This is a genomic window from Novipirellula caenicola (assembly GCF_039545035.1).
Taxonomy (GTDB): domain Bacteria; phylum Planctomycetota; class Planctomycetia; order Pirellulales; family Pirellulaceae; genus Novipirellula; species Novipirellula caenicola.
This window is the reverse complement of record NZ_BAABRO010000019.1, coordinates 39,145-51,305: the sequence shown is the minus strand read 5'-3', so window position 1 is coordinate 51,305 and position 12,161 is coordinate 39,145. Positions and strand designations below refer to the sequence as shown.

Annotated in this window: 11 protein-coding genes; 4 read left to right on the top strand and 7 right to left on the bottom strand. The window is 55.7% G+C overall.

The window, feature by feature from the left end; translation table 11 throughout:
* Positions 1-13 precede the first annotated feature (13 nt).
* The 4 genes from ABEA92_RS25925 to ABEA92_RS25910 all read right to left on the bottom strand — a co-directional run bounded on the left by ABEA92_RS25925 (position 14) and on the right by ABEA92_RS25910 (position 3,533).
* A complete protein-coding gene (locus tag ABEA92_RS25925; RefSeq protein ID WP_345687771.1) occupies positions 14-1,396 on the bottom strand; it encodes an MBOAT family O-acyltransferase in 1,383 nt (460 codons plus the stop codon).
* 17 nt (positions 1,397-1,413) lie between these two features.
* Complete coding sequence (locus ABEA92_RS25920) at positions 1,414-2,463, bottom strand: SGNH/GDSL hydrolase family protein (protein WP_345687769.1); 1,050 nt, start codon at positions 2,461-2,463, stop codon at positions 1,414-1,416.
* Between the two features lie 14 nt (positions 2,464-2,477).
* A complete protein-coding gene (locus ABEA92_RS25915; RefSeq protein ID WP_345687767.1) occupies positions 2,478-2,909 on the bottom strand; it encodes a peptidylprolyl isomerase in 432 nt (143 codons plus the stop codon).
* Positions 2,910-2,984: 75 nt separating this feature from the next.
* Positions 2,985-3,533 (bottom strand): cytochrome c oxidase assembly factor Coa1 family protein, encoded by a 549-nt coding sequence (locus ABEA92_RS25910; RefSeq protein WP_345687765.1) that lies wholly within the window; start codon positions 3,531-3,533, stop codon positions 2,985-2,987.
* Positions 3,534-4,289: 756 nt separating this feature from the next.
* On the opposite strand from ABEA92_RS25910, the gene ABEA92_RS25905 reads away from it, so the two are divergent.
* On the top strand, positions 4,290-5,315 hold the full coding sequence (locus ABEA92_RS25905) for a glutamine synthetase beta-grasp domain-containing protein (RefSeq protein ID WP_345687763.1): 1,026 nt from the start codon (positions 4,290-4,292) through the stop codon (positions 5,313-5,315).
* A 224-nt stretch (positions 5,316-5,539) separates the two neighbouring features.
* The gene (locus tag ABEA92_RS25900; RefSeq protein WP_345687761.1) at positions 5,540-7,330 is read left to right on the top strand and encodes an AAA family ATPase; all 1,791 of its coding nucleotides are present in this window, start codon (positions 5,540-5,542) and stop codon (positions 7,328-7,330) included.
* 94 nt (positions 7,331-7,424) lie between these two features.
* Here the strand turns inward: ABEA92_RS25900 and ABEA92_RS25895 are convergent, their stop codons facing one another.
* The 3 genes from ABEA92_RS25895 to moaA all read right to left on the bottom strand — a co-directional run bounded on the left by ABEA92_RS25895 (position 7,425) and on the right by moaA (position 10,715).
* Entirely contained in the window at positions 7,425-8,501 is a 1,077-nt protein-coding gene (locus ABEA92_RS25895; protein ID WP_345687759.1) for a sugar kinase, read from the bottom strand.
* A gap of 153 nt (positions 8,502-8,654) precedes the next feature.
* Positions 8,655-9,470: an SDR family oxidoreductase gene (locus ABEA92_RS25890; protein ID WP_345687757.1), complete on the bottom strand. Its 816-nt coding sequence runs from the start codon at positions 9,468-9,470 to the stop codon at positions 8,655-8,657.
* A gap of 201 nt (positions 9,471-9,671) precedes the next feature.
* Positions 9,672-10,715 carry a GTP 3',8-cyclase MoaA gene (gene moaA, locus ABEA92_RS25885; RefSeq protein WP_345687755.1) on the bottom strand — a complete coding sequence of 348 codons (1,044 nt, stop codon included), beginning with the start codon at positions 10,713-10,715 and terminating at the stop codon, positions 9,672-9,674.
* Between moaA and ABEA92_RS25880 the strand changes: the two genes are divergently transcribed.
* Positions 10,697-11,194 (top strand): zinc ribbon domain-containing protein, encoded by a 498-nt coding sequence (locus ABEA92_RS25880; RefSeq protein ID WP_345687753.1) that lies wholly within the window; start codon positions 10,697-10,699, stop codon positions 11,192-11,194. The two genes, moaA and ABEA92_RS25880, sit on opposite strands and share 19 nt — an antisense overlap.
* A complete protein-coding gene (locus ABEA92_RS25875) occupies positions 11,191-12,006 on the top strand; it encodes a biotin--[acetyl-CoA-carboxylase] ligase (protein WP_345687751.1) in 816 nt (271 codons plus the stop codon). The genes ABEA92_RS25880 and ABEA92_RS25875 overlap by 4 nt, the downstream gene beginning before the upstream one ends.
* The last annotated feature ends 155 nt before the right edge of the window (positions 12,007-12,161 follow it).

Here is a 12,161-nt window from a genome sequence, read left to right as displayed (position 1 = left end):
GGTTGGGTACGGATCAGAATTGGAAATAGACAAACGGCTGAAAACCGACAGGTGCATAGATTAACAAAGCCCAAAGCATCACGGTGGTTGCGATGGGCGAATACCATGCATTCGGCGGCAACCGCATCGTTCGTCGCCAACGTGTCATCCACACCGCGTGCTCGATCGCCATGCATGCAAGCACGCCGATCACCAGCGGTGGGTACCAATCGATCCCCGGTGATGGCAGCGTCAATCGCCGCAGCATGCTTGCCGCGGCGTCTATGTCCGTCGATCGGAACAGCACCCAACCGACCAACACCACCATCATCACCAATCCCCAGTGAAGCAACTTCGGTAGTCGCCGTGACGTCACGCTGCGGATCGCTCGCTCGAGACACAACGCAGCACCATGCAGCATGCCCCACAACACAAACGTCCAAGCCGCACCGTGCCACAGCCCGCCAAGAGTCATCGTGATCATCAAGTTGCGATACGTTGCGATTGTCGAGTTTCGGTTGCCACCAAGTGGGATGTACAGATAATCGCGTAACCAACGTGAGAGCGTCATGTGCCAACGGTGCCAAAATTCGGACATGGACGTAGCGAGGTACGGGTGCCTGAAATTCTTGGGAAAGCGATAACCAAGCATCTTTGCCGATCCGATCGCCATGTCGGTGTATCCGGAAAAATCCAGGTAGATTTGGCCGGCATAGGCGATCACGGCCAACCACAATGTGCTGCTGCTGTAAAAGTCCGGGTTTTCGAAGACGACATCCACCATTTCGCCCAATCGGTCGGCCATCAAAACCTTTTTGACCGCACCTCGCAAAAGTTGCTGAAAACCATAATAAAATCGCCGATTGGACCAATTTGGAGTCGTGGAAAGCTGCGGCAGCAATTCACGTGCACGGACGATCGGGCCCGCGACCAGCTGCGGAAAGAATGCAACGTACAGGGCAAAGTCAAGCAGGCTGTGTGTTGGTCGCAACACTCGCCGATAAACATCAATCGTATAGCTAAGCGTTTGAAAGGTATAAAACGAAATGCCGACCGGCAGGATGATGTTCAGCGTGCTGGCGCTGCCGCCAAACGCTTCGACCATCGGTGCCGCCGAAGCGATGAAGAAATTGAAGTACTTAAAGAACGCCAAGACACCCAGGTTGACCGCAATACTAACGATCAGCCAGCCGCGACGCGTCGCCGTGTGATTGCTGTTGTGGATCGCACGAGAGACGACAAAGTCGACAGTCGTCGACAACAACAGCAACAAGCAAAATCGGATGTCCCAATAGGCATAGAAGTAGTAGCTGGCGCACAGCAGGATCGTATTTCGAACAACGCGATTGCCCGTCATCCAAACCGTAGCGAGGACGACAAGAAAGAAAATCAGAAACTCGGCTTGAGTAAAAAGCATTTCAATTTCGCCGCGGTTTAGTGAACGGGGAAATCAAAACGTTCGATCTCGGAAACGATCTCTGACGCAACAATTGCGTAACCGGTTTCGTTCAGATGGCCTTGCATGATGACGCCGTTGTGGAACCCATGTGGCCAATGATTCTTTTCGGCGGACGCCACAAAGTTTTCGGTCACCTCACGTAGCAAGAGCCCAGCCGATTGGGCGGCCTGCTTGATTTCGGACAGTTCGTTGCCGGTCGGTTGGTCGTTATCCACCACGATTCGCGTCAACGATTGTCGCTGAATTCGTGGTGCATACACTAGCAGGATGGGCCGGTCGCTTGCCGCACGAATCGCACGCATCACCGCGTCCCAATCGGTTTCCGGTTTGTCCAAGGTTGCTGGGGGCACCGCAGGATTGGGAAGCGGCCCCACCGAAAATCGCAGCGTCCGCGGCGTATCGTCCGCGGTTCGCAACACGCGGCGTGCGGCCTGGATCACAAACGCAGGCACGTTGGACGCGATCCGGTTTTGGGCAGCCAACTGTGAAGCGTCGATTGGCGGAGCCGGGGTGATCGCGTCAGTCGCGGCCTCCAGATCGACCATTTCCGCAACGAGGATCACGTGCATATCGATCGCAAGTGCTTCTTCGACTCGCGGAATTTGTGCCAACCAATCGGCGGCATCGTCGCCGCTGCGAGCCAATGGCAATGCAACGATGGTGTGCTGAGATTGTTCGCCGATGCGTTCAATCTGCCGATGCAGTTTCTGTTGGTCGGAAACGCCCACGCCTTCGGCTTGTGAGTCACCCCAGATCGCGACGCGAATTTCGTCCGCTCGCTTTGCTTCGTCAAGACCGACCCGCCCCGGCATGCCATGCGGTCCAATCGCGGTCGTTGCGTAACCTTCGCTACGCCAACGATAGAAATGGCCGGATTCCAGAACGAAGACGCCACGCAGCGGGTCAAGTTCGGAAGGGACGTAGCTGCGGACAAACAGCGGAGAAGTCAACGCGATAAGAAACGTGCCAAACAGTGCACCGAGCAACCATTTGGCAACGATTCTTTTTGCGTTAAGGGCGTTCATGCGTCCGTGTCGGATTACTCTTCGGTCACTCGCACGGTCGTCATCTTGTCGCCTTGTTCGATCGAATCGACAACGTCTTGGCCTTCGATGACCTTGCCAAACACGCTGTGTTTGCCGTCCAAGTGCGGAGTCGCAAGGTGCGTGATGAAGAATTGGGATCCGTTGGTGTTCGGACCGGCGTTGGCCATCGAAAGAACGCCCGGGCCGTCGTGCTTCAATTCAGGATGAAACTCATCTTCGAATTTGTAGCCTGGTCCGCCGGTTCCGGTACCAAGCGGGCAGCCGCCTTGGATCATGAAATCGGGGATCACGCGATGGAAGCTCAGCCCATCGTAGAATTTCTTTTCGCAAAGCGTTTCAAAATTTTCGACCGTTTTTGGGGTCTTGTCGTCGAAAAGTTCGATTCGGATTTTGCCTTTGGTGGTGTCAAACGTTGCAACTTTCATTAATCAATCTTGTAAAAGTGAGGGGAGTTTGGTTTCGTCGGTTTCAGATGACGAAGACAAAAAAATGGGGCGGAGTTATTTGAGCAGGATTTCGGATTCGGAGTGATCCAGTTCGGCTGAACCGGCATCGATTTCGATCCCGGTGTCAATTTGGTCTTCAAACGAATCCAAATCCGACATGACTTCGTAGCGAGTTCCATCGGGCATCACCAGTTCCGCTGAATGAATCGTCATCGCTTCGCCGCTCTGGTTGCGGTCTTGCTTGATCTCGAGCACGCCGGATCCTTTGCTGCCGACCAAGTCAAATGCCAGCACGCCTGGCTTGTCTTGCCCCGCTTCGCCGGTCGCTGCCAAGTTCAGCTCGATCGATTGGATTTCGCCGATGTGTTCTTGGATCACGGGGTTAGCGCTCATTTCCTGTTTGACCATGTCGGCCATCATGCCCTTGCCCATGTTGAACATGAAATAGATGCCGCCACAGCACACCAATCCACCGACAACACATACACCTAAGATGATTCCCAACACCCATTTCCAGGTGTTGCTCTCGGATGGTGTCGACTGCGGGGTCGCAAATCGGCTGTTTGGGTTGGTCTCAAACGGATCGTTAGGGGGCATCGACATTCAAGGCACTCAAGAGTTTCGGAGGCATTTTTTCAGCGCAATAAGGAATCGTTTCAGCGCTTCGAAAACGGGAACGAGAATCCGCATCCATGACGGTTGGGCTTCGTCTGTATTAGAACGGCAATCGGCTTTTGGGCATAGTCGTTGTGGTGGTGACAAGCGGGGCCGGCGACAGGCGACGCAGTCGCAATGTTATCTACTTTTGCCCTAAAACGAGTGGTTTTTTCAGCGCAGCGGCGCGAGCGGCCTGGTAAATTTCGAACGTTCTATTCGCTGCAACCAGTCGGCTTGCGCCGCGAGCGCTAGCAAAGTGATTGCAGTGGCGCAGCCGCGACGGCTGCCAGCCGAGCAAAAATGCGGAAACCCGCTTGGAGGGTTTGCTGCACCCGCCTGGTGTTGTCGCCGCATCGCTGAAAGCCGCTCGATTGCGGGGTTGGTTTCGTCAGCGAAAACGCCTCGTTATGGAGCAAATTGCCACCTTTGGTCACGATGGCCTCCCTCTGGATCCACTAGGACTTCCGCTTCGCAAAATTTCAGATATCCTATTTGGGTCCGGGCCAACGCCTCGCTTGTCATAATACGAGTTGAGTTGAGTTGGGACACAATTCCTTCATTGCGAAGCAGGACGCTCAGCAAATGGGAAGATTGGGTGTGGTAGGTAGAACCGCTTGGACTTAGTTGAGCCGGCGGGGCAAATGTTCGCTCCGAGGCTCGAAAATCACTCGTACTGATGATTCACTAGAGGGAATCGATTTCATGACCAAATGCAAGTTAGAGTACATCTGGCTCGATGGCTACCAACCTACCCAGAGCCTGCGAAGTAAGACGAAAATTGTTGAAAACTTCAGCGGCAAAGTCGAAGACGCCGAGCAATGGTCGTTTGACGGTTCCTCTACCGAGCAGGCGCCAGGCGGCAGTAGCGATTGTTTGCTGAAACCCGTTTTTGTTTGTCCCGACCCAGCACGTTTGGGCACCGGTTTCTTGGTCATGTGCGAAGTGCTTGATCACGAAGGCAACCCTCACCGCACCAACGGTCGCGCGACGATTGACGACAACGATGACGATTTCTGGTTCGGGTTCGAGCAAGAGTACACGATCTGGAACCCTGACACGAACAAGCCCGTTGGCTTCCCTGTCGAAGGTTTCCCCGGTCCTCAAGGCCCTTACTACTGTAGCGTTGGTCACGGCAAAGCTGTCGGACGCGAAATCGTCGAAGAGCACCTCGAGTTGTGCTTGGCTGCCGGTTTGAACGTCGAAGGCATCAACGCCGAAGTGATGATGGGCCAATGGGAATTCCAAATCTTTGCAAAGGGCGCCGCATTGGCTGGCGACCAGATTTGGGTCGCTCGTTACTTGCTCGAGCGTACCGCTGAGAAATACGACATGAGCATCAACTGGCACTGCAAGCCGGTTCAAGGCGACTGGAACGGCAGCGGAATGCACGCCAACTTCAGTAACACCCTTCTGCGTACTTGTGGCAGCAAAGACGTTTATGACGCCGTTTGCCAAGCGTTCGAGCCGCGTATCAAGAGCCACATCGACGTTTACGGTGCGGACAACGATCAACGTTTGACCGGTCTTCACGAAACTCAATCGATCGACAAGTTCAGCTACGGTGTTTCCGACCGTGGTGCATCGATTCGTATTCCAATCGTGACCGTTCAAAAGGGCTGGAAGGGCTATCTCGAAGATCGCCGTCCAGCATCCAACGCTGACCCATACATGGTTGCCAGCGCGATCATCACGACGGTCAAGAGCGCCAAGTTGCCTGTCGGCGCGTAAGTAAAGTCGTCCGAGTTAGTTAAAAAACGAAAGCCCGCCCGCATTGATTTGCAGGCGGGCTTTTTTTGTTTTCAAGGTCGCCTTTCTTGGGTGCCGCTGCGGCTGATATCGGTGGTGTTTGTCGCTGGGTTTCCGCCGCGGTCAATCGGTCTGCATCAATGCTTTAATTTCGCTAAGATGACGGTGCATTTCGAATCTCCTTTCTCCTCGCTGCGATTAGATCCATGTCACGACTTTCGGATGACCAAATCATCGAATCGATTCGGCTTTATCGCGAAGCGATTCAGGAAACGAAGGCCTTGTATGTCGAAAGCGGGCAACGGGTTCGCGGGTCCTATGCGTGGTTGGATGGCGAAAATGCAGACGCGGCGGCGATTGCCCAGCAGATGGATGATTTGCACCAAGGGTTGCTGATGAAGGTCTTTGCGGCCGTCGTGCCCACCGCTGACAGCCGTACGATCGAACAGCGTCAACTCGGTCGCGTGTTGTTGGAGCATCTTTGGGGCAAGTCCGTGATGGGGCACCAATTGCACGAGGCGGTTGATTGGCTGATCTCCGCTTCAGCGGACTTTCAGTGGCGTGATTTGGTCCGCCCTTTTGCCGAATTAACGCCGCTGCGAGATCGTTGGGGTGAGCTCGAGACGCTGGTGATGCGAATGGCAAATTTGTTAGTGTCGGTCGACGGAGAAACCAGCGATTCGGACAACGCCAATCTCGCGGCGATGCGAGCACAGATGAAAGAGGTTGTTGGCGAATCCGAGTCCGAAGGGCACAATAGCCAAGCGGACACCGATAACGCTCGCGATGCACTGCGTTGGCTTCGCGAAGAAGCCGCTCGATTGCGTGATGGGGCAAGTGTGGCTGCGGCGGAAATACCCACGCCCACGGCGGGCCCAGGTGGTTCGTCGTCCAAGCCGGTGGTGAAGCCGTCTGCCCAGTCCACACAGCCGGTCGACGAGCGAACTCCCGAGCAGCGGTTGGCCGAAGCGCGAGCCAAGCTCGATCAATTGATCGGACTCGATGCGATCAAGGATCAGATTCAAACGCTGACGAACTTTCTAAAGATGGAATCGCAGCGTGAAAAAGAGGGGCTGCCCATGACGCGGCCTAGTTTGCATATGGCTTTTGTGGGTAACCCAGGGACCGGCAAGACGACCGTCGCACGGATCGTTGCGGATATCTACGGGGCGCTTGGGATCTTGGGCAAGGGGCATCTCGTCGAAACCGATCGTAGCGGATTGGTCGCCGAATACGCCGGGCAAACCGGGCCAAAGACCAATGCGAAAATTGACGAAGCGTTGGGCGGCGTGCTGTTTATCGACGAAGCCTACACGTTGATAGATGAAAACGGCCAGGATCAATATGGTCGTGAAGCCGTGCAGACGCTGCTGAAGCGAATGGAGGATCAGCGGGACCGATTGGTCGTGATCCTTGCCGGTTACCCGGTCGAAATGCGGAAGATGATCCGCAGCAATCCCGGGTTGAGTTCGCGCGTGGGAACGACGATGCACTTTGACGATTATCCGCCCGAAGCCCTTTGCCGGATCTTTGAGCTGATCGCGAAGAAATCGAAATACACGCTGCCGACTGAATCGCGTCGCCGACTGCTTCGCGGATTTACTTATCTATACATCGCTCGCGATCGTCATTTCGGAAATGGCCGCACTGCTCGCAACAGTTTTGAGCGAAGCGTTCGCCGCTTGGCAAATCGCTTGGCAGCGTTGACCGAGGTTGATCGCAAGTTGCTGACGACACTCGAGCCCGAAGACATCGAGGTCGCGGATGTCACGCAAGAGCATCTTGCCGCTTTGGTCGCCGAGCCGGGCAACGTGCGAGTGCACTGTAAACATTGCGATCAAGCGGTCGTGATTGACGACAAACAGCTTGCGACCGAGATCAAGTGCGAAGCGTGCAAAGAAAAGTACGACGCCGATTGGGGCGAGCCAGTGCTTGAATTGCCGAAGCCCGCCGGAGACACCGCGAGCGGCGGTGCCAAGGATGTGATCGTCAAATAAGCGGTAGGCCGATTCGGGTTTCCGGTAGCCTCCGCCCGGATCAGCGCCGGTTAGGTCGACTTGATCCGGGGGCTACCCAAGCTTTGTGTAACGCTTAGCGTTGGACGCGAGCGTTGCCTTTCCAGATGCTCCAGACTTGGTCTTCGTCGGCTGGTTGTCCGTAGTCGGTGTTCAGCGTGGCGGTAAGTGCACCGGTAGCCCAGCCAAACTGCGAGCTCTTTTCTGCGTCCCAGCCTTTGAGCACGCCGTAGAGTAGTCCGCCGACAAATCCGTCGCCGCCACCGATGCGGTCGAACACGCCGATTTGGCGAGGCTCGATGACGCTGAATTCTTCGCCGTGCGAAACAATCGCGCCCCACATGTGCGAGTTGGCACTCTCCACTTCTCGGAGCGTTGTGGCGAACAGCGACGTGTCGGGGTATTCCTGCTTGACGCGATTGATCATGCCTTTGAAGCCGTCAATTTTAGCGGTGATCCCTTTGCCGCCGGCCTCAGGTCCTTCGACGCCCAAGCACAGTTGGAAGTCTTCTTCGTTGCCGATCAGGATGTCCGACAAACTGGCAATTTCTTTGAATTGCTTCGATAGAAGCTCCTCGCGACCTTTCCAGAACGACGCTCGGTGATTGAGGTCGAACGAGATGCGAGCACCATTCTTCTTGGCGACGCGAGCGATCTCTAGGCAGAATTCGCTGGTCTCTTCGGACAATGCCGCGATCAGGCCAGACATGTGGACGATCTTAGCGCCTTCGTCGCCGAAGATTCGCTGCAAGTCAAAATCTTTGACGTTCAACTTGCGTCCAACTTCGCCGGCGCGGTCGTTTTGGACGCGAGGTCCACGCGAGCCCCAGCCGCTGTCGGCCATGTTGATTTGATGTCGCACTCCCCACGGCGTGTCTTGAGTGAACTCAGGGCCTTCGTAATCCATGTGGCGACGAGCCAAGTCGTCTTTGATGAACCTTGCGACCGGACTGTCTTTGACAAAGGCCGTCAAGATTTTTACTGGCATTCCAAGAAACGATGCGATGCTGCCCACGTTCGATTCCGCGCTGGTGCCTTGCATCTTGAAGGTGTCGCTGCAGTGAAACGGTTGGTGGTCAACCGGCGTTAGCCGAACGCCCATGCTGGTGGGGATGACAAGAGAGTACTTGGCGTCGTTCCGAAGTTCGATCATTTTTGGCGGCTCATTGAGGGGGGAGTTAAAAGGAACCGGCATGGATGCCGACCGCGTTCGTTGTGAACGCGGTTGCTAAGGTTGCAGTGGAGTTTATTTGTGCTGGAATGAATCGCTAGGCGATGGTGATGCCACTAGATGGTGGCTGTGTCACTAAATGGTGACAGAGGCAAAGCCGCCGTCAATCGCGATATTTTGTCCGGTAACGAACGATGACGCTTTGCGGCTGGCAAGCCAAACGACCGCGCCGGCCAATTCTTCGGCCTTGCCAAAACGCGCCATCGGGGTGTGTCCGATGATTTGTCCGCCTCGCTCGGTATAGCTTCCGTCATCGTTGAATAGAAGCTTGCGATTTTGTTCGGCAGGAAAGAAGCCAGGGCTGATCGCGTTGACTCGCACGCCGGTGGTTGCCCATTCGCGAGCCAACCAGAGGGTCAAGTTGATGACGGCTGCTTTGGCTGCCGAGTAGGCGACGACTCGCGAAAGCGGGATCATTCCCGACATCGAAGCGATGTTGATGATGCTGCCGACGCCCGCTTCGATCATGTCCGGGGCGAACACTTGGCTTGGCAGTAGTGAGCCGCCGACCAAGTTCAAATCGAACACATCTCGCCAAGCTTCCTGAGGCAATTTGCAGAAATCGCCGCCCGGTGGGATGGTGGCATCTGGGCGGTTTCCGCCTGCGGCGTTGACCAGCACCGAAGTTGGTGAGCCGGCCCACGCTTTGATCGCATCGCGAGTCGTGGCGAGGGCGTCGGGATCAAGGCTATCGGCGGCAAAAAATTTCGCTTCGCCTCCGCCGTCAATGATCTTTTGAGCCCGGGCGTTACCACGGTCGGGGTTTCGCCCCAACACCGCTACTTTGGCTCCATAGGCGCCGAGCCCCTCGGCCATCATGCCACCAAGTTCGCCCGTGCCGCCAATCACCGCGGCCACATCATCATCAAGTTTGAATATGTCTTTGTTCATGGGGGGATACTTTAATTGCTCAAGCGGTGTCAGAACAGGTGAGAGAAGGTTTTAAGATTTTGTCAGCGACTTGCAGGGCGTGTGGTGGAGTAAGTCATTGTCCATGTTTTCGGTTTGGGATTCTTATTCAGGATCGCTGTTCGGGCGATGCGCCAAGCAGCATTGGAAACGGCTTCGCACGCGATCTGCCGACGCGGACCGTTACCCGCCGATCGAGTACATTGCTCGCGGGGGCGGCAAAAAACCATCACCATCGATCCCGTGGCTCGGTTTCTTTTGCCACACGCAGTCCCGCACGGCTTGGATCAATGCATCATCGCTGGCGCCGCTGCGGATCAAATCACGAAGGGGCGACTCGTCACGGGCGAACAAGCAATTTCGGATCGAGCCATCGGCGGTGATTCTCAGCCGGTTGCACGCTTGGCAAAACGGCTGCGACACCGAGCGAATGATGCCAATTTCGGCCCCTGCGAACTTTCCGCCCTCGGGTAAACGAAATCGCTCGGCGGGTTGCGAGGGCGTCTCGCGTGGTTGTTCGGTGAGCGTCCCGAAATGCTGCTCGATGAGGCTTAGCAAGCGGTCGCCGCTCAGCACGCTGTCTCGTTGCCACGCGCGATCGAAATCTAGCGGCATGAACTCGATAAAGCGAATGATGACTCCTTTGGCGGCGGCGAATTCAATCAGCGAGACGAATTCGTGTTCGGTGATCCCTTGGATCGCGATCGCGTTTAATTTGATCGATTCGAAACCGCACTGAATCGCCGCCTCGATTCCCGCCAGGGTTTCGTCGAGCGAATCACGGCGAGCCAGCTTTTTAAATTGCTCGCGATCCAGGGTGTCGATGCTGATATTCAGTCGTTTCAGCCCTGCGGCTTTTAGTTTTTCCGCTTGTGCTGGTAGCAGGATGCCGTTGGTGGTTAGCGAAAGATCGGACAGTCCGGCGATCCCGCTGAGCATAGCGACAAAGCGGTCCAGTTCTCGGCGGACCAGCGGTTCGCCCCCGGTCAATCGCACATCGTTGATGCCGCATCGGGTGACCAAGAGTTCAGTGAGTCGGTGCAGTTCTTCGAACGTCAGCAGGTGATCGCGGGGCATGAACGTCGCATCGATCTCGGGCATGCAATATGTACAGCGAAGATTGCATCGATCCGTCACGCTCAGCCGGACGCTGGTGTGAACGCGTCCAAGCGAATCCACCAACGGATCAGAGGGAGGCAATGGGGTGGATGTCGAGTCGTGATTCATGGTGTTTGCCGGAAATCCGCGGAAATACGCAGCAGACAGCGGAAACTGCGGCAGACAGCGTCATTTGCGAGAAACTACGGGGTTATCGGAAAGTCCGTTACTCACTAATCTACACGACGATCGACGCCACCGGTAAGGCTCTTTGGTTGCTGACTGATTTTAAGGCAACGGCGGATTCTTTGATTGTTTTCCTCGATGGTTGCAGCACTATTGTGAACGATGAATCATCCTTTGCTTGTCCCCACTGCGGTGCCGACTTACCTGCTCGCGCGAAGTTTTGTCGGCATTGTGGCAGCAGTGACGATGACGGCTGGAAAACAGAATCGGACGAAATCGATGCGGACGATGACTTTGACTATGACGAGTTTGTTCGCGAAGAGTTTTCTGAAAATGCTGTCGTCAGCTCAAAATTGAAGACGTGGCAAATTGTGGTGATTCTGTTGATCTTGGCGTCGATGAGTTTGTGGGTGCTCGGATGATCAAAGTGGATGCACAGGTGGACCCCAATGGGGTACGAGTGGTTGAGTCGCTTTTGAGTGATCGAGTTTGCGCGTCGGCGGTCTATCGGCACTGCACGGCGTCCACCAATTCGGATGCACTCGCAGAGTTGACGCAAGGCGTCGTGGCACGCGACCAACTTCCGCGGTTGTACATTGCCGATCGTCAAACCGCTGGGCGAGGACGACAGGGGAATACGTGGCTTAGCAGTGACGATGCGTTGACATTTTCGGTGACCGTTGCAATCGACGTGCTCGCCGCCGACCGTCGCGGGCTATTGGCGTTAGCCGCTGGGGTGGCCACCGCACGCGCGATCGAGTTCTTGTTTGCTCCGGTGCGAGCGAATTTGAAGTGGCCCAACGACGTGTACCTTGCTGGTGGTAAGGTCGCAGGGGTATTGATTGAAACCAACCAAGCGGCGGCTGACCGCGTCGTGATTGGAATCGGGGTGAACATCAATGATCAGCCGGCAATCGACGCTCAGGGGGCCGCGTTAGCGCAGTCGGTGTATTCGGCGACCGGCCGCAGAGCGACGCGGTTTGAGTTGCTTGATCCTATCGTTCGTGAATTGGTCGAGATCGTCACAGTGATCGAAGATTCGCCTGCGGAGGTTTTGGCTGAATTTCGTACGCGTTGTTTATTGACGGGCAACTTGATCGCGTTTCGTGACCGTGGTGTCCCCAACGAAGGCGTGGTTGAGGGCATCGCGGAGGATGGTTCGTTATTAGTGCAGACCGCCGACGGTCTTCGTCGCTGTGACAGTGGCGAAGTCCGCCTAGTCCGCCTCCGCTAACCCCATCCAATGCGAAGCAATCTTCTCAGTACCGCAGCCCCCCCTCCTCCCCCAGGGACAGAGCATGTTGCAGGTCTCTTCTCTCATTCGGGGACAGAGCCCAATCGTTGGGGGTTGACTTTTGATCAGGTCAGGCGAACGATTCATCATTGGCC